This window comes from Nitrosomonas sp. Nm84 (assembly GCF_003201565.1).
In the GTDB taxonomy this organism is placed as follows: Bacteria; Pseudomonadota; Gammaproteobacteria; order Burkholderiales; family Nitrosomonadaceae; genus Nitrosomonas.
In genome coordinates, this window is record NZ_QJJP01000008.1 from 57,170 (window position 1) to 77,004 (window position 19,835).

General features: G+C 49.2%; 9 protein-coding genes. All 9 read right to left on the reverse strand.

What is annotated here, in order from left to right; genetic code table 11:
• Positions 1-60 precede the first annotated feature (60 nt).
• The 9 genes from C8R34_RS05995 to C8R34_RS06035 all read right to left on the reverse strand — a co-directional run bounded on the left by C8R34_RS05995 (position 61) and on the right by C8R34_RS06035 (position 19,750).
• Complete coding sequence (locus tag C8R34_RS05995; RefSeq protein ID WP_110338804.1) at positions 61-1,218, reverse strand: cation diffusion facilitator family transporter; 1,158 nt, start codon at positions 1,216-1,218, stop codon at positions 61-63.
• Positions 1,219-1,271: 53 nt separating this feature from the next.
• On the reverse strand, positions 1,272-3,713 hold the full coding sequence (locus tag C8R34_RS06000; protein ID WP_110338864.1) for a Lon protease family protein: 2,442 nt from the start codon (positions 3,711-3,713) through the stop codon (positions 1,272-1,274).
• 98 nt (positions 3,714-3,811) lie between these two features.
• Positions 3,812-3,991, reverse strand: coding sequence for a hypothetical protein (locus C8R34_RS06005; RefSeq protein ID WP_110338806.1), 180 nt, complete (start codon positions 3,989-3,991; stop codon positions 3,812-3,814).
• A 133-nt stretch (positions 3,992-4,124) separates the two neighbouring features.
• Complete coding sequence (locus tag C8R34_RS06010; RefSeq protein ID WP_110338808.1) at positions 4,125-5,690, reverse strand: calcium-binding protein; 1,566 nt, start codon at positions 5,688-5,690, stop codon at positions 4,125-4,127.
• Between the two features lie 15 nt (positions 5,691-5,705).
• Complete coding sequence (locus C8R34_RS06015; RefSeq protein ID WP_110338810.1) at positions 5,706-6,887, reverse strand: GNAT family N-acetyltransferase; 1,182 nt, start codon at positions 6,885-6,887, stop codon at positions 5,706-5,708.
• An 82-nt stretch (positions 6,888-6,969) separates the two neighbouring features.
• Entirely contained in the window at positions 6,970-7,329 is a 360-nt protein-coding gene (locus C8R34_RS06020) for a YajD family HNH nuclease (RefSeq protein ID WP_110338812.1), read from the reverse strand.
• 122 nt (positions 7,330-7,451) lie between these two features.
• Complete coding sequence (locus C8R34_RS06025) at positions 7,452-11,387, reverse strand: FG-GAP-like repeat-containing protein (RefSeq protein WP_110338814.1); 3,936 nt, start codon at positions 11,385-11,387, stop codon at positions 7,452-7,454.
• A 338-nt stretch (positions 11,388-11,725) separates the two neighbouring features.
• Complete coding sequence (locus C8R34_RS06030) at positions 11,726-15,664, reverse strand: S-layer family protein (RefSeq protein WP_110338816.1); 3,939 nt, start codon at positions 15,662-15,664, stop codon at positions 11,726-11,728.
• 72 nt (positions 15,665-15,736) lie between these two features.
• Positions 15,737-19,750: an S-layer family protein gene (locus C8R34_RS06035; RefSeq protein ID WP_110338818.1), complete on the reverse strand. Its 4,014-nt coding sequence runs from the start codon at positions 19,748-19,750 to the stop codon at positions 15,737-15,739.
• Between the last annotated feature and the right edge of the window lie 85 nt (positions 19,751-19,835).

Here is a 19,835-nt window from a genome sequence, read left to right on the forward strand (position 1 = left end):
CAATCATCCCTGAAAAACAGGCTTTCAGGGATGATCACTTCAGAATTCATTGTATACGAATCAAGCCCTAAACCGCACTTGCACTTCACGAATATAAATCAACGATGAAACAGCTTTTTTAAGTTCCAGTACCAGATGCTTTGCCTCATTGATGTCCTGCAGAATTTCGATCGGCAAATCCAGTTCCACATCAATTTCACCGGACAGGTAATGCAGCGTCACAGTTTCAATTGTCGCCGCCGGCAACTGGAACCAGCGCTGCTTTAATTCGTCGATGACTTTCTCACGCGCAGGCAACTCGTTACAGGGTGAACCGGTTTCATCATTTTCCGGATCGATATGCACCGTTACATCCGTCACCTCATCCACGTGTTCCATCAAGCACCGCCGCACGGCATCGCCGATCTGATGACCTTCCGATACGCTTAAACGAGGATCGACCTGGATATGCACATCAACAAAAGCATCTCCCGCGCTTTTGCGGGTTCTGAGCGTGTGAATTGAACGCACACCGCTCACCGTATAAATATGCTCCCGAATCGCGTTGACTTTGTCAGGATCCAGCGCGGTATCGATCAATTCCCGCGTGCTGGAACGCACCAAACCAAAGCCGATCTTGGCGATCATCGCAGCCACTACCACTGCGGCGATCGCATCGAGGTAAGGATAACCCAGCATGACGCCGGCAATACCAATGAGCACTACAATCGACGAAAAAGCATCGGAGCGGCTGTGCCAGGCATTGGCCATCAGCATATCCGAACGCAACCGCCGCGCCGCCGCCATCGTATAATGATAAATCCATTCCTTGGATACCACGGACACCAATGCAACCAGCAGCGCCAATATGCTGAAATCCAATAATACGCCCGGATCATTGAGCCGCTGGATGGAGCTCGTCGCGATGCCGATGGCGACGATGACCAACACAACGCCCAGACTGACCGTTGCCAGCGTTTCAATCCGGCCATGCCCATAGGGGTGAGTTTCATCGGCTGCCCTGTGCGAGTGCTTGGCGGCATACAGCACCATAAAATCAGTCAGCAAGTCTGACAAGGAATGAATACCGTCGGCAATCAACGCTTGCGAATTGGCAAACCATCCCACCACGATCTTGGCAACACCCAGCATAAAATCCAACACTGATCCAACCAGCGTCACTTTGCGTACGTCTCGATAACGTTGTTGCTGAGCGCTCATTTCCGAAGCAGCATTCATACTGTGACCGCCTGTACTCTAAAAGTAACCCATCAACCAGCCAGTTTCGATGTTCATTTATCTGAACGCGATGGCAGTCGCCTATGTTCCGTTCTAGGGTGATGCGACAATTGACAGGCGCGACGGAAAGCCACCAGCATTCGCTGCGCATCTCCCAGCACAGTTTCAGAGGGATAACCGACCGCTCGGCCTGATTCGAAGGCTCCCGCCGGCAATCCGGTCAGCAATTCCAGCCCTTGGATAACATGCTGCATGGTGTAAATCGCAAACAAACCTTTCTCGACGGCCTCAATGATTTTGTTATCCAGCATCAAGTGCTGCCGGTTGGCATGCGGAATCAGCACACCCTGTTCGCCGGTCAACCCAATTTTCTCGCACAACCTGAAATAACCTTCAATTTTGTCATTGACGCCACCAATCGGCAGCACTTCTCCATATTGATTCAATGCACCTGTGACTGCGATACTTTGATTCAGCGGCAATTCCGTCAACGAGGACAACAGCACATAAAACTCGGCACAGGAAGCCGAATCTCCTTCGATACTGGTATATTCTTGCTCAAAAACAATCGATGCGCTGAGCGCCAACGGTGCGATATGCGCAAACAATGCGGCGAAATAATTTTGCAATATCAACACGCCTTTATCATGAATCGGCCCGGTCATTTCCACTTCGCGCGCAATATTCAGCACGCCGTCTTCGCCGGCAAAAGTGCGCGCGGTAACCCGCACCGGCGTACCAAAACGATAATCGCCCAAATCGATTTGCGTCAATGCATTGAGCTGCCCCACTTTCTCACCCTCAACTGCAATGGAGATTTCACCATCGATAATGAATTCCTGCACACTCAAATCCGGGTAGTTGTGACGGTGCATGCGCGCCAGCAGTGCGGCATCGATATCGGTCACAGCCACCGTCCGTCCACGACGTGCGGTACACAGTGCGGCACTCTCCAACACCAGCATCTCGGTACGCGCAAAAATAGCACTCTGGCGTTTTTGATCTTCCACCTCACGATGCGATTCTTCTAATAACCGCGCAACCGCCGCCGCAGAAAAGTGCGGCAATTTTGCCGTATCGCAAGCATGCGCGACAAAAATGGCCGATGCATGGTAAGTTTTCGCACTGGCAAGAAAGCTCTCGGCAAAGTCGACTTTTACGCGAAAGCGCCGCATAAATTCAGGATCGATCTCCTGCAGGTCATAATATTCATCGCGCGAGCCGATCAAAATGATTTTCACGTCCACTTCCACTGCCTCGGGGTCGAGCGCAACAGGCGTACTCGATGTCAATGTCGAGCCGGGCTCTTCAATTTGCAGCCGCTTACTGCGCAAGAATCGCCGCAGTTTTAACCATAATTCGCTATCCGTCAGCAAATCACTCAAGTGCAACATGAGAAAACCACCATGCGCCTTCAGCAAACTGCCGGCGCGAATATGCATGAAATCAGTTTTCAGTTTGCCGCTCTCAAACTGATAATCAATGCTGCCAAACAACGCATAAGACGATGGATTATCTTCGACAATGACGGGCGCCCCCTGCATGTCGGCACTGTCCACCACAAGATTGATTTGATAATGGGAGAAAATCTGATTCAACGCCGATTGGCGCTTTTCTTCGTCGCTAATGTTGGCTGTAAACAGATGCAGATTATCGAGAATATCCGCTGTGATCTGTTCAAAATACGTCTTTAAACGGATATTGCTTCTTAATTGTTTTTGCAAACCATCCTGAATCTTCTTCACGGCAAGACTTAATAACGGTTGCACGGTACGACACTGCAACGCTGCCACTGCTGCACTCTTTTCTTTGTCAATGGCATTGAATGCTTCAAAATACTGAATGATCGCTTCATGGAGCTGCTGCTCTGCCTGCTCCACTTCAATTCTGCGGTTTCTGGGCAACTTTAATAAATTTTCTTCCGTCAGAATTTCCCCTGCTGCATCCAACATCGTAAAAATAATCTGTTCGTCCTCACGATGAATGGTGAAATGCAGCGATGCAGCAATTTTGTCCAGCTTGGCATACATTTTTGCGGCTGCTGTTCTGCATTTTTTCTCAATGCGATCACTTTTGATCTTGAAATCCTGCCCATTCAAACTTTGCGTGATTTCCACGGGCAGTGATTTTGCCAGTTGCAACAAAGATTGCCGCAACAAGCGCCCTTGCCCGGCAGGCAAATGCAAAGCCAACGGCTTTTCAGGCGCAATGAAGTTGTATAGATAACACAAATCATGCGGTGTTGATCTATCCGCCGCTGCAGCAATCAACGCCTGCTGTAACAGCGAGGATCGGCCCGATCCAACTTCTCCCAACACAAATAAATGATAATCGGGCTGCGTCATACTCAAACCAAAACGCACTGCCGCTTCTGCCCGCTCCTGCCCGATCCATGACAAAGGCTGTTGCAGCAGTTCCGAAGTATCGGAAAATCCCAGGGAGTCCGGATCGATGATAGTACGTAATTGCAAAGAATCTAATGATGGGATTGGCATATTTAAATCTAGTAACAACTGGACGATCAAATCACGCCCACACACTTGCATTGTACCGACTTAGACGCAACTGCGTAATGAAGGAATCCAACAGGCGGTTAAAAAACGTTTTCGAGGTAGCCATGCATTGGTAATCTTAACTCTCTGGGAATACCAGCATTCCATCCCAAATGTGCAGGATTTGGTCTTTTCTTTCGTTTGATTTTACTGATTGAGATTTCTAGGATTACATGATCCAAGAGAACAAAAGCAACCATTCTCTTTTCTTCTACTGACATACAAAATATTGCCGGAGAATCATTGTTCAGCGATTGGACAATAATTCTCCGGCTAAACTACTATTGTTCTAGCAGGCTATTAAAAAGATCGGGTTTATAATCATAATGACCTGCTATGCTAATTAGCAGCCCGTTAGATTACCACGATATCCGCATTGGTCATGGCCAAGCCTGCACCGACACCGGCAATGGTTACCGCGGCACCTGCACCGTTGCCATCTGCGTCATATAACAGTGAACCCGTCACATCGTTGTAAATAACGAAATCATTGCTATCTAACGCTTGCGTACCAACGACAAATTGACCGGCAGCCAATGTACCGGTCGCGGTTAATGCAGTAAATACCCCATTTTCCAACTGGATGGTGTCATCTGCTACGCTATAGTCAGCAATCTTGTCGGTATGCCCATTTGTAGTAAACTTAAAGACATCTCTACCTGCTCCACCAGTGAGTACATTATTGCCGGCACCACCGTCCAGCGTATCATTGCCGGCTCTTCCATTTAACTGGTTGTTTTTCACATTCCCGACAATGATGTTATCCAATCCATTGCCTTTACCATTGATTGCTGATGTCCCGGTTAATGTAAGGTTCTCCATGTCATCGGGTAATGTGTATGTCACACTACTGCTGACTCTATCAATACCTCCCAAATCTCCGGGATCGCCAAAGAAAAATTCACTAACAAAATCACCAACATTATCTACAATGTAGTGATCATTACCCCATCCACCATCCATGATATCAGCGCCAGTGCCACCATTGAGCGTATCATCACCATCATCCCCCCACAGCGTATCATCGCCAGCACCGCCGGATAGTTTGTCGTTGCTAAAACCACCATAGAGCACATTCGAACCAACATTACCTGTTAGGTTATTACTCACACTAAAACCACCCCTGACAGCCTCGATATTGAGTAAAGTATCACTTCCTACTCCCCCTCCGGTAGCAACGCCTTTTTCGAGATCCACTGTAATGCTGCTGGTAGCCCTAGAATAATCAGCGATATCAACGCCGCCGCCACCATTGAGCTTATCGTTGCCAGTTCCGCCATCCAATGTATCTTCGCCTCCTCCTCCATTGAGGCTATCATTCCCAGCACCACCATCGAGTCTATTTGCGTTCGTATCTCCAGTTAAAGTATCTGCGTAAGAACTACCCACTACACCTTCAATTTTGATTAAGGTATCATTCCCAGCTCCACCTGTCGCTGATCCAGTCAAGAGGTTCACAATTACAGTACCTGTAGCGCTTGAATAGCTAGCAGTATCACTGTCATCTCCTCCATCCAGAATGTCGTTACCATCCCCACCCGTCAGTGTGTCAAAGCCACTATTACCCAGTAATGTGTCATCACCAAAGTCTCCATAGAGTTCATTCGAATTCAGGTCCCCTAGTAAAGTATCCGAATTGAAACTACCCATGACATTCTCAATATTGATTAAGGTATCATTCCCAGCTCCGCCTGTTGCAGTCCCGGTTACAAGATTTACTATGACTGCCCCTGAAGCATTTGAATAGCTCGCGGTATCGGTTTTTCCACCACCGTCCAAGGTATCGTTACCTTTTCCACCTTCCAGCAGATCATCACCTGAATCCCCGAGGAGAGTATCATCTCCCGCTAGGCCATATATAGAATCATCCCTCGTGGTACCTAGTAACCTATCATTGCCATCTGTACCATTGATTATCATAGTAGAACAACTCCTTTAAAAATTAAGACTACGAAAAAGACTTAACTGAGCGCGATGCGAATTACATCTTATCAATTTACTCGAAAAGCGCGCAAGCTTTAGATTTTCTTTAAATTCTTCAATCAACATTGAATTCTGGTAAATGCTTAACCAGTCATTCAACTTCTGATCATGAAGATGGTTCTTAAAGAATCCTTCCTGCCTAAAACCAATTGCTAACGCTGATTTCTGTGCATATGAATTATCTGAATAAACAATGCTAGTCAACTTATTAAATCCAATCGCATTAAATGCAAAATCCAATATCATCAGCATTGCCGTCAAAGGAATGCGGGTGCCATTGAATTTTGTTGCATCGGGAAAGCCGATCAAAATTTCTGCGCGGCGATGAACTAAATGAATTTCCGCCAATGAGGCGAGACCTATCGGTGTATAGTGAATTTCTCCCGGATTCAAAGAATCAATTCTTTCGATGACCCATTGAATGCTTTTATTCTTATACACAGCCAAACGGTCGGGATGATGTGCATTCTGTTGCGACTTGAATTGCCGGAGTGAGCCCGCCAAATAACGATTATAGTTACTCATAAAAGACTCGTTGGCATAGCAATCCGTCACAAACTGATGATCAAGCGGCGTACGAGCTCTTATTCGCAGTCTTTCATTCTCAATCGGCAGCACCCATATCGGATGCAATTGGATATACAGGTGCCTGATTTCAGTATCATCAGGATTAGCAGCCAGGCCACGACTCAGCACATCGAATGCTAAATCGATTGCATTATGCAGCAGATGAATGTTAGCAAGGTTAATGATACTGTTGGCGTTCTTGGCGTTTGCCTGCGCCGCTTTCTGAAAAGAATTCTTGGCATTGCTCAAGTCACCCAAACCGGCATGCGCCACGCCCAAGCAATCCAACAGATATGAATTTTCTCCAGCATATTGCAGACCTCGCGTCGCAACGCCAACTGCTGTTTTAAAATTTCCAAGCTGGCAATGCGCCGTTGCGGCGACGATCCAACCCCAAGGCGATTCAACATTCTTCTTGTCCGCCTTGTTCAAGTGGTCGATGCATAATTTCGCGTCACCCAACGCCAACAAATCACCCGCCTCTCGCACATACCCGGGAATTTTCTCATCAGCACTGCGTTGATAAAGCGCAGCAGGGTCCGGCAATTTGCAATTGAGCGTTTTCATGTTGAGTGGTCGAGTCTTTTTACGCCATTTATGCGCAATTTGATTTTCTTACCAAGGCATCCGGTTGTGGGTGGTTACGCAATTACGATTTATTTTTTAGTCTATCTTTAAGATCGGCAAACGGATTGAACGTAGCGACCGTTTCCGTTTTTCCACCATCAACACGCCCCATGGCATCTTTCAGCTTGGAGTGTTCATGTTCATGGCAGTAGGTACAGAGCAGCTCCCAGTTACTGCCATCGGGTGGATTATCGTCGTGATTACTGTTCTTGTGATGCACTTCCAGCAACTGTAGGTTCTTGTGGTCAAACGTACGCGCACAACCGCCGCACACCCATGGAAACAATTTGAGCGCTTGTTCCCGATACCCTTGGGCACGTTTTTCCGCATTCCGGCGTGCTTCAAGAACTACCTTATCCAGTTTACTGGTATCTTTTGCCATTAATCTGCCTCCATCAGTACGACGACAAGTTAAATTATATCGATTGGCATAAGTCTGTAAATCCCAACAGGCTTGCTGGATCGTAATGTTGGGGTTCACCAGGTTCACCCCAACCTACCGGATTAAGCAAAATCCGTCGCCAAATTCATACCAACCAACAATACCACATCATCCTGGGTATACGTGTGATAAAAACCACGATTGCCACCATCTACCCAATCGCCGTCAAGAACAATCCGATCCCCGGCATTGCCGTTGACTTTCAGGGTATTGCTGGTATCCGACAGATTGCGTAAATCGACAGCGGTTAAAGTCAGCGTATTATCGCCTCTGCCATAGATACAGATGGTCTCAATGCCGCTGATCTTGTTTTCAAAATCGGCCAGGTTCATATTCAAGCCGCTGCCGTCAAGATGCAATCTATCGTCGCCGCTACCGCCATCGATAGATGTAAAATCAAGATCGGCTATGCGAATATTGTCATCACCGGCACCGCCATGAAACACATCCGCCCCGCCGCGGCCGATCATCAAATCATTACCAGCACCAGCCTCAAAGACTTCTGCCGTTGAGGTGCCTTTGAGGACATCGTTCCCGGGCGTGCCCGCAATGACATTGCCGCCGCTGCCACCGCCAAAATCGCTGCGACCAAAAATAACGTAGCTGGAACCGAAATCAGCGCCATACCGGTTCCTTCCAGGAGCGCCTACCATCAAATCATCAAAACCATCGCCGTTGACATCCCCAGCACCGCTGACCGAATCACCCGATTGACTATACTCCTCTACCCCGACCAGGCGGATGCCGTTGCTGCCATCCAAACTGGATAAATCCATCGCGGCAGAAAAACCGGAAGCACGCCCAAATACCACATAACTGACGCCTGTATCATAGCCATAATTGCTATTATCAGCACTAGGCGCACCGACAATCAGATCATCAAAGCCGTCGCCGTTGACATCACCCGCGCTGCTGACTGAACTACCCAATCCATCCAAGCGGAAACCGTTGCTACCATCGAGGCTGGATAAGTTCAGCGTGGCAGCAAAACTCGAGGACTTGCCAAACACCACGTAATTGGGGCCTCCTGCACCGACAATCAGGTCATCAAAGCCGTCACCGTTGACATCCCCGGCGTTGCTGACCGAATTGCCCGAACCGTCATATCTCGCCACCCCATCCAGACGAAAGCCATTGTTACCGTCAAGGCTGGATAAATCTAGTGTGGCATCAAAGCCAGAAGCCTTACCAAGCACTACGTAACTGGAGCCAGACCTGTTGCCGTTCGGATCGGCACCAGGCGCACCGACAATCACATCATTAAACCCATCGCCGTTGATATCGCCTGCGTTACTGACAGAGGTTCCCGAGGAATCAGACTTCGCTACTCCATCCAGGCGAAAACCGTTGCTGCCATCGAGACTGGATAGATTCAACGTTGCATCAAAACCGGAAGCACGCCCAAACACCACGTAACTGGAACCGGAAGCATCGCCGTTCGAATCAGCACCAGGCGCGCCGACAATCACATCATCAAAGCCGTCACCATTGACGTCCCCCGCACTGCTGACTGATCCCACAACATCGCCCTCTACCGCACCATCCAAACGGAAACCGCTGTCGCCATCGAGACTGGATAAATCCATCGCAGCAGCAAAACCGGCAGCGCGCCCAAACACCACGTAGCTGGAACCGGAAGCACTGCCGTTCGGGTCAGCACCAGGCGCGCCGACAATCACATCATCAAAGCCGTCACCATTGACATCCCCCGCGCTGCTGACTGAACTGCCCGAATAATCACTCACCGCCACCCCATCCAGGCGAAAACCATTACCACCATCGAGACTGGATAGATCCAACGTGGCATCAAAACCGGCAGCGTGCCCAAATACCACGTAGCTGGATCCGGAATTCCCGCTGTTCAGATCAGCGTCAGGCGCGCCGACAATCACATCATCAAAACCATCTCCATTGATGTCTCCGGCATTACTAACAGAGCTGCTCAAAAAGTAATTCGTCGAGTCCTTCGTCACCATCCTATTTAGACGAAAGCCATTATTGCCATCGAGATCGGCCAAAATGATCACACCTGCTATTGGTACATCGGTAGCGTCTGTTCGCATGGTCCTATCTACCCGCAGCGTCGTCCCACTATTGGTAAAAATACGATAATCACCATCGACACCACCATCCGTCCAGCCATCCACGAGTCCAACAATACGATCATCGGCGTTACCATCCACGGTAAAAGTATCGGTGGTGTCCGAAAGACTGAGTAAATCCGGCAATGTAAGCGTCAATGTATTGCTGCCACTGCCGGTCAGATCGATCGTTTCGATGCCATCGATGGTATCAGGGAAGTCGGCCAGATTTAAGCGGATGCCTGCACCCATCAATTCCAGCGTGTCGGTGCCAACTCCGCCATCGACTGATTGGAAATCGAGATCAGGCACTGCAATGGTATCGTCGCCGGAATCACCATGGAATATATCCGCGCCACCGCGACCATCCATGCGGTCGTTGCCGTCACCTGCCTCGAAGCGCTCCGCCAATTCAGTGCCCGCGAGATTATCATCCTCCGCAGTACCCAAATATACCGCCTCACCGGCAATAAAGTTGCCGCCAAATACCACGTAGCTGGCGCCAATACCACCATCAGGCCCAAAGCCACGAGCACTGATGATCAAGTCATCAAAACCATCGTTGTTGACGTCCCCGGCGCCGCTGACCGATTCACCCAATATATCAAACGTCTTTGCTCCATCCAAACGAAAACCGTCATTGCCATCGAGACTGGATAAGTCCAGCGTGGCAGCAAAACCGGAAGCACGCCCAAACACCACATAGCTGGAGCCGGCATCCCTGATGCCGGCCGGATCAGCGCGGGGAGCGCCAATAATCAAGTCATCCAAACCGTCACCGTTGACGTCCCCGGCACCGCTGACCGAAACACCCGATCCGTCCAAGCGAAAACCGTTGTTGCCATCAAGGCTGGATAAGTTTAGCGCAGCATCGAAACTGGAAGCTTTACCAAACACCACGTAACTGGAGTTAGTTCCTGGGTTACCGACAATCAAGTCATCAAAACCATCGCCGTTGATATCCCCTGCATTGCTGATTGAGGCACCCGATTTATCATTTTCCGCCGCCCCATCCAAACGAAAACCATTGCTGCCGTCTAGGTTCGATAAATCCAGCGTGGCACTAAAACCGGAAGCTTTACCAAATACCACGTAACTGGAACCAGATCTATCGCCGTTTGGAGCAGCGTTAGGGTCACCTATGATCACGTCATCAAAGCCGTCGCCGTTGACGTCTCCGGCACTGCTGACCGATCTGCCCGAATAATTACCCGCAGCCACCCCATCCAGACGGAAACCATTGCTACCGTCGAGACTGGATAAACCCAGCGTAGCACCAAAACCCGAGGCTTTACCAAATACCACGTAACTGAAGGGATCTTCGTGCCCTCCCGAAGCACCGATAATCACATCATCAAAGCCGTCGCCATTGACGTCTCCAGCACCACTGACTGAAACGATGGGATTTCCAACCTCATCCAAATGAAATCCATTGCTGCCGTCAAGGCTGGATAAATTGAAGTCAGCAGCAAAACCGGAAGCCTTGCCAAATACCACGTAACCGGCACCATCAGCTACTTGTGGGTTAGCATAATAATCATAATCACCCTGAGCGCCAATAATGACATCATCAAAACCATCGCCATTGATGTCTCCTGCATCGCTGACTAAAAATGGGTTCGTGCGGGAATCTCCACCAAGAAATTGGAAACCGTTATTGCCATTGAGGCTGAATAGATCCAACGTGGCATCAGCACTTGAAGCCTTGCCAAACACCACGTAACTGGCACCGAACGTATTGGTATACGAACCATCGATACTAAGGGCGCCTACCATCACATCATCAAAGCCATCGCCATTGATATCCCCTGCACTGCTGACTGGTGTATCCAAACCATAGAAGTAGGTGCCCAAGCCATCCAGACGAAACCCATTGCTGCCATTCAGAATAGATACGTTAATAATCGGTATTGCCATGATCGTGACTCCTCGCTAAATGATTGATCAATCAACTTTTCTGGAAAAAGTGACAGAAATAGCAGTGCGCTATTCGATAAACTAGTATGTAGATACTACGCCGGAAAAATCCTACCGACAACCGGGTAGTTTTTGTAATTGGAGAGGTTATGAAGAATCCGAATTCGTCATTCCGAATACAGCGAGAAATCTATCAGAATCAATAGTGTATATTTCTCGCTATGCTCGAAATGACAGTTGTCAAATCCTTCGGCAGGTTCGGGAAAATAGCGGAGTGTTGATTATGTTCGAGATAGCTCCCGAATCCTCGATGCGACCAACAACGGAACCAGCGTTCTTTATGCAAAATCCACCGTCACATTCTGCCCCACCAACAATACCGCATCGTCATGGGTATAAACATGGTAATAACCGGAGCCGCGTGGACCGCCGTCGACCCAGCCGTCGTCCTGGACAGTAATGTGATCTCCCGCATTGCCATTGACTCTGAGCGTATTGGTGTTATCCGACAAACTCAACAAACCTTCTGCGGTTAATGTCAACGTATTGTCCCCCCTGCCATACAAGCAGATGGTTTCGATGCCATGGATTTTGTTGCCGAAATTTGCCAAGTCCAGATTCAGATCCTTGCCGCCCAGGTGCAACGTGTCGTTGCCGCTACTGCCGTCAACCGAGCCAAAACCAAGATCCGCCACCTGGATGTAATCATCGCCGGCGCCGCCATGAAACACATCAGCCCCGCCGCGACCGATCATCCGATCATTGCCGTCTCCGGCTTCAAAAATATCCGCTGCTGAAGTGCCTTTGAGAGCATCATTTCCGGGCGTACCCGCAATGACGTTGTCACCGCCACTGCTACCACCAAAATCGCGGCTGCCGAAGATGACGTAACCGGGATTGCCGTTTAGAGTAGCAACAATCAAGTCATCAAAGCCATCACCATTCACATCCCCTGCACCGCTGACCGATGCCCCCATTCCATAGCCTGTCAGTGCTTCGTCTAAACGAACACCGTTGCTGCCATCCAGACTGGATAAACTTAATATGGCATCAAAACCGGAATCGCGCCCAAATATCACGTAACTGGAACCGGATGAATATGCGTTATAGCCATTCGGACTGGCACCAGGTGCACCGATGATCACATCATCAAATCCATCGCCGTTGACGTCCCCTGCATTGCTGACTGCTCTGCCCGCTCTATCATATTCAGCTCCTCCATCCAAGCGAAAACCATTGCTGCCATCGAGAGTAGATAAATCCAGCGTGGCGTCAAAACCCGAAGCCCGTCCAAATACCACATAACTGGAGCCTGCGCGATAATTGTCGTTCGGATCGGCGTCGCCAGCACCGACAATCACATCATCAAGACCATCGCCATTCACGTCTCCAGCATCACTAACGGAAAATCCTAAGTTGTCATACGCTGCTACCCCATCCAGGCGGAAACCGTTTTTGCCATCAAGGCTGGATAATTCTAATGTAGCAGCAAAACCGGATGCCTTGCCGAATATCACGTAACTGGAACCGGCACGAAATTCTCCGTTCGGACTGGCACTGCGAGCGCCGACAATCACATCATCAAAGCCGTCACCGTTGACATCCCCCGCGCTGTTGACCGAATAACCCGAAACATCGCCGCTCTTCGTTCCATCCAAGCGAAAACCGTTATTGCCGTCAAGACTGGATAAATCCTGCGAAGCAGAAAAACCGGAAGCCTTGCCGAACACTATATAGCTGGAGCCAGAAAGCCCACCGTTTGGATCAGCATAAGGAGCGCCGATAATCACATCATCAAAACCATCGCCATTGATATCTCCGGCATTGCTGACCGAAGCACCTGACTGATCCCCGCTCTCCGTTCCATCCAGGCGAAAACCATTAGTACCGTCAAGACTGGATAAATTCAGCATAGCGCTAAAGCCTGATGCCTTACCAAACACCACGTAGCTGGAGCCGGAAGAAAAACCGTTCGGTTCAGCCCCCGCATTGCCGATAATCACATCGGCGAAGCCATCACCGTTGACGTCTCCGGCATTACTGACGGTTCCACCTTCATCCAAGCGAAAACCATTTTTGCCATTCAGGCCAGTAAAATCCTGCGTGGCGCTAAATCCAGAAACCTTGCCAAAAATTACGTAATTGTGTGCGGAGTAGGAGCCAGTTCCATATCTCGTAGCGCTGATGATTACATCATCAAATCCATCGCCATTGACATCACCTGCGCTGCTGACTAATCTAATCGGCAAATTCACTCCACTCAAGCGAAAACCATTGCTACCATCAAGATCAGCCAAATTGATCACACCCGATATCGGCACCTCTGTGTGCACAGCCCTATCTACTCGCAGCGTCGTCCCGCTATTGGTAAAAACACGATAATTGCCATCGATGCCGCCATCCGTCCAGCCATCACTGAGTCCTACGATACGATCTCCTCCGTTACCATTCACTGTAAAAGTATTTGTCGTGCTCGAAAGACTGAGCAAATCCGGCAGCGTGAGCGTCAATGTATTGTCACCGCTACCGGTCAGATTGATCGTTTCGATGCCATCGATGGTATCCGTGAAGTTGGCCAGATCCAGATGGATGCTCCCACCTGTCAATTCCAGTGTGTCGCTGCCAGCTCCACCATCGACTGATTGAAAGCCGAGATCAGGTACCACGATGGTATCGTCGCCGGCATCGCCATGAAATATATCCGCACCGCCAAGACCGGTCATGCGGTCATTACCGCCACCCGCCTCAAAGCGCTCTGCCAGAGTCGTGCCTACGAGATTATCATCTCCTTGAGTACCCAGGTATATCGGCTCACCGGTAATAAAGTCGCCGCCAAATACTACATAACTGGAACCGGATCTCTCACCACTTGGTTCAGCATAACGAGCACCAATGATCAAATCATCAAAACCATCACTGTTGACATCCCCGGCACCGCTGACCGATGCGCCAAACTGATCAGATCCCGACACGCCTTCCAGGCGGAAACCATCATTGCCGTCGAGCTTGGATAAATCCAGCGTGGCAGCAAAACCTGAGGTTTTTCCAAATATCACGTAACTGGAACCAGAATTTATACCATTCGGATCAACGCTAGGTGCGCCCACAATCAGATCATCGAAACCATCGCCATTGATGTCCCCGGCGCTGCTGGCCATGCTACCTCCATCCAGACGAAAACCGCTAATTCCATCGAGGCTGGATAAATCCAGCGTAGCCCCAAAACCGGAAGCCTTGCCGAATACCACGTAACTGGAACCGGAATAATCGTCGTTCGGATTGGCACTAGGTGCATTAACAATCACATCATCAAAACCGTCGCCGTTGACATCTCCGGCATTACTGATTGAACCGCCAGATCTGTCATACGCTGCCCCACCATCCAGACGGAAACCATTGCTGCCATCAAGGCTGGATAAGTCCATCGCGGCAGAAAAACCGGAAGCACGTCCAAACACCACATAGCTGGAACCGGAATCTTTCCCATTCGGATCAGCACCATAAGCACCGATAATCAAATCATCAAAGCCATCGCCATTGACATCCCCGGCATTACTGATTGAACCGCCAGATCGATCGCGCGTTGCCACGCCATCCAGACGAAAACCATTGCTGCCATTAAGATTGGATAGTTCCATCGTAGCGTCAAAACCCGAAGCCCGCCCAAATACCACATAGCTGGAACCGGAGAAAAAACCGTTCGGGTCAGCAAGACTAACACCAACAATCACATCACCAAAACCATCCCCATTGACATCCCCGGCACCGCTGACTGTAACACTGGAACTTATATCCCCTCTCAGTTGAAACCCATTGTTACCATCAAGGTTGGATAAATTGATGTCAGCAGTAAAACCGGAGGCGCGTCCAAATACCACGTATCCGGCACCTTCATATGATGCGTATGTAGGGATATAAACACCCGGAGCACCAATAATGACATCATCATAGCCATCGCCATTGACGTCTCCTGCATCGCTGACTATATATGGACGCGTGTTGGAACCTGAAGCATTCAGTCGGAAACCGTTATTGCCATCGAGGCTGGATAAATCAATGTCAGCAGCGAAATCAGAATCTCGTCCAAATACTACATAACTGAAACCGGAATAACTTCTATAGCTTCGAGCACCAATAATCACATCATCAAAGCCATCACCATTGACATCCCCGGCATTACTTACAGAATAACCCAGCCGATCATCAGCTGCTTCTCCATCCAAACGAAACCCATTGCTACCATTCAAAATAGATACGTTAATAATTGGTATTGCCATGATCAAATCTCCTTATGAATTTCAATCCGGCAGCTTTAGGAATACCGCAAGCGCCGCTGATGTAACTTTCCGCTACGCAAAATCCACCGTCACATTCTGCCCCACCAACAACACCGCGTCGTTATGGGTGTACACATGGTAATAACCGGAGCCGCGGGGGCCGCCGTCGACCCAGCCGTCGTCCTGGATAGTAATGTGATCTCCCGCATTGCCATTGATTCTCAGGGTATTGGTGCTATCCGACAGGTCTAAGAGATTTGTTGCGGTTAAGGTCAACGCATTGTCGCCCCGGCCATATAAACAGATGGTTTCGATACCGTGGATTTTGTCGCCGAGATTTGCCAAATCCAGATTCAGATTCTTGCCGTCCAGGTGCAGCGTGTCGTTGCCGCTGCCGCCGTCAACCGAGCCAAAACCAAGATCCGCCACCTGGATATAATCATCGCCGGCACCGCCATGAAACACATCTGCGCCGCCGCGCCCGATCATTTTGTCGTTGCCATCGCCTGCTTCAAAAATATCCGCTGACGGGGTGCCTTTGAGGACATCATTTCCGGGCGTGCCCGCAATGACATTGTCGCCGCCAAAGTCACTGCTGCCGAATATCACGTAGCTGGAACCGGAAGATTCACCGTTCGGATCAGCGCCATAAGCACCAACAATCAGATCATCAAAACCATCGCCATTGACGTCTCCGGCGCTGCTAACTGAACGGCCTGATCGATCACCCACTACTGCTCCATCCAGACGAACGCCGTTATTACTATCGAAGCTGGACAAATTCATCGTAGCTCCAAAACCAGTGGTCTTACCAAATACTACATAACTGGAGCCGGAGGATTCGCCGTTCGGATCAGCGCCATAAGCACCGATAAGCAAATCATCCAAACCATCGCCATTGACGTCGCCAGCATTACTAACGGAGAATCCTGATCGGTCACCGATCGTCGCTCCTTTTATACTAAAACCATTATTACCGTCTAGCTTAGTTAAGTCCAGCAGAGCGTCAAAACCAGAAGCTTTTCCAAACACTACATAATTGGAACTAGAACCGGAACCCACGGGAGTTTTACCAGAAAGACCGACGATCAAATCATCAAAACCATCGCCGTTGATATCTCCGGCACTACTGACTGAAGGTTTTGAATTTTCTGGCGTGTAACCCAATCCATCTATCACGAAACCATTACTTCCATCCAGGCTCAATAAACTTAATGTAGCATTAAAACCAGAAGACTTTCCAAACACCACGTAACTGATACTGGAATATGCATAACTAAACATATCATTGCTCTGAAGAAGAACACCGGCAATCAAATCAGCAAAACCATCACCATTGATATCCCCGGCAGTACTAACTGACACACCACCGTATACCGAACTATAATTAGTCAGTTTAAACCCATTATCCCCATCAAGATTGGATAGATTTAGCTCAGCATCAAAACCAGAATTACTGCCAAAAACTACATAACTAGTCCTAGATGCACCTACAATCACATCATCAAAACCATCGCCATTGACATCTCCTGCGCTGCTAACTGAATCACCCGAACGATCAAATAACCTTACCCCATCCAAGCGGAAACCATTATTGCCATCCAGGCTGGATAGATTCATCGCGGCACTAAAACCGGATGCTTTGCCAAATACTACGTAACTGGAGCCTGAGCTAGTACCGTTCGGATTAGCACTGGGAGCACCAACAAACACATCATCAAAGCCATCGCCGTTAACATCGCCTGCAGCACTAACTGATTCTCCTGATCTATCATTTGTAGCCATTCCATCCAAACGAAAACCGTCATTGCCATCCAAACTGGATAAATCCATCACGGCATCAAAACCGGAGGCTTTGCCAAACACCACGTAACTGGAGCCGGAGTTCTCACCGTTGGTATCAGCGCCTGAGGCTCCGATGATTACATCATCAAAACCGTCGCCGTTGACATCACCTGCATCGCTGACCGAAACGCCTGAAACATCACTTACCGCAGCTCCATCGAGGCGGAAACCGTTATTGCCGTCGAGATTAGCTAGGTTAATCACGCCAGCAGGCGCTGGTGTCCTAGCCGGATGGTCCGTACGCACAGATGTGTCTACCCTGAGCGCTAGCCCCTGATTGGTATAAAGATGATAATCACCATCGACGCCACCATCCGCCCAACCACTGAAAAGTCCAACGACATGATCGTCCGTATTGCCATTCACTGTAAAAGTGTCGGTAGTATCGGATAAACTGAGCAAGCCTGGTAACGTGAGCGTCAAAGTATTGTTACCATTACCAGTCAAATCAATTGTTTCGATGCCATCGATTTTACCGTCGAAATCAGCCAGATTCAGATTAAGGCCGCCCCCCGCCAATTCCAGTGTGTCGCTGCCAATCCCGCCATCCACCGATTGAAAGTTAAGATCCGGCACTTTGATAATATCGTCACCGGCATCCCCATGGAACACATCCGCCCCACCAAAGCCGGTTATGAGATCATTGCCATTACCCGCCTCGAAGCGCTCTGCCGTTGAAGTTCCTCTGAGGTGATCATCCCTGGGACTGCCACGATATACCGCTTCACCGGTGAAATTGCCGCCAAATACGACATAACTTGATCCAGAAAAAACGCCATTTCCTTTAAAAGATATGCTACTGACGATCAGATCATCGAAGCCATCGCTATTCACATCCCCCGCATTACTAACTAATTGGTCAAAATGACCTTCATTTGCTTCACCGTCAAGACGAAAACCGTTGCTACCATCGAGGTTGGATAAATTCATCACCGCACTAAAACCAGAAACCTTTCCAAACACCACATAGCTAGCGCCGACGTCATAATGGTTATCATAGTTGTCATTCGGATCAGCACCAGATGCACCGACAAGCAAATCATCCAATCCATCGCCGTTGACATCTCCGGCACTACTAACTGAACCTCCAGAATAATCACCTGCCCCTTCTCCATCCAGGCGAAAACCGTTATTGCCATCAAGACTGGATAAATCCATGTCAGCTTCAAAACCGGAAGCCTTGCCAAATACCACGTAACTGGAGCCGGAAAAACTGCCGTTCGGGTCAGCGCCATCTGCCCCGACAATTACATCATCAAAACCATCGCCATTGACATCTCCCGCAGTACTGACTGACCAGCCCGAACCAAAATCCGCCTCTCCATCAAGACGGAAGCCATTATTGCCATCCAGGCTGGATAAATTCATCGCGGCACTAAAACCGGATGCTTTGCCAAATACTACATAACTGGAGCCGGCACTGTAGTTACCGTTCGAATCAGCGCCGGGAGCACCAACAATCAAATCGTCAAAGCCGTCGCCGTTGATGTCTCCTGCACCGCTGACTGACAGGCCAGAATAATCACGTTCCATCACTCCATCCAGACGAAAGCCGTTATTGCCATCCAAGCTGGATAAATCCATTTCAGCTTCAAAATCGGAAGCCTTGCCAAACACCACGTAGCTGGAGCCGGATTGATCGCCGTTTAGATCAGCGTTAATTGCTCCGACAATCACATCATCAAAACCATCGCCATTGACGTCTCCGGCATTACTGACCGACCAACCCAATCTATCAAGCTCCGCCACCCCATCCAAGCGGAAACCATTACTACCATCCAGACTGGATAAATTCATCGCAGCACTAAAACCGGATGCTTTGCCAAATACCACGTAACTGGAGCCGGAAGCACTGCTGTTCGGGTCAGCGCCATCTGCTCCGACAATCAGATCATCAAAACCATCGCCATTGACGTCCCCGGCATTACTGACCGACCAACCCAATCTATCAAGCCTCGCCACCCCATCCAGACGAAAACCGTTACTGCCATCCAAGCTGGATAAATTCATCTCAGCATCAAAACCGGAAGCTTTGCCAAACACCACGTAACTTGAACCGGCACCGTAGTTGCCGTTTGGATCAGCATCCCATGCCCCAACAATCAGATCATCAAAACCATCGCCGTTGACATCGCCTGCATTGCTGATCGATATGGCTGATTGATCAGACGCCGCCACCCCATCCAGACGAAACCCATTGCTGCCATTAAGAATCGACACGTTAATGATTGGTATTGCCATGATCGTGACTCCTTGCAAAATAATCGATCAATCAACTTGCTGGAAAAAATGACAGAAGTAGCATCGCGCTATTTCATAAGCGAAT

What these genes read in the sequence shown, in the direction of transcription:
- C8R34_RS05995 (WP_110338804.1), bottom strand. Translation starts at nt 1,218, where the DNA reads ATGAATGCTGCTTCGGAAATGAGCGCTCAGCAACAACGTTATCGAGAC.
- C8R34_RS06000 (WP_110338864.1), bottom strand. Translation starts at nt 3,713, where the DNA reads ATGCCAATCCCATCATTAGATTCTTTGCAATTACGTACTATCATCGAT.
- C8R34_RS06005 (WP_110338806.1), bottom strand. Translation starts at nt 3,991, where the DNA reads ATGTCAGTAGAAGAAAAGAGAATGGTTGCTTTTGTTCTCTTGGATCAT.
- C8R34_RS06010 (WP_110338808.1), bottom strand. Translation starts at nt 5,690, where the DNA reads ATGATAATCAATGGTACAGATGGCAATGATAGGTTACTAGGTACCACG.
- C8R34_RS06015 (WP_110338810.1), bottom strand. Translation starts at nt 6,887, where the DNA reads ATGAAAACGCTCAATTGCAAATTGCCGGACCCTGCTGCGCTTTATCAA.
- C8R34_RS06020 (WP_110338812.1), bottom strand. Translation starts at nt 7,329, where the DNA reads ATGGCAAAAGATACCAGTAAACTGGATAAGGTAGTTCTTGAAGCACGC.
- C8R34_RS06025 (WP_110338814.1), bottom strand. Translation starts at nt 11,387, where the DNA reads ATGGCAATACCGATTATTAACGTATCTATTCTGAATGGCAGCAATGGG.
- C8R34_RS06030 (WP_110338816.1), bottom strand. Translation starts at nt 15,664, where the DNA reads ATGGCAATACCAATTATTAACGTATCTATTTTGAATGGTAGCAATGGG.
- C8R34_RS06035 (WP_110338818.1), bottom strand. Translation starts at nt 19,750, where the DNA reads ATGGCAATACCAATCATTAACGTGTCGATTCTTAATGGCAGCAATGGG.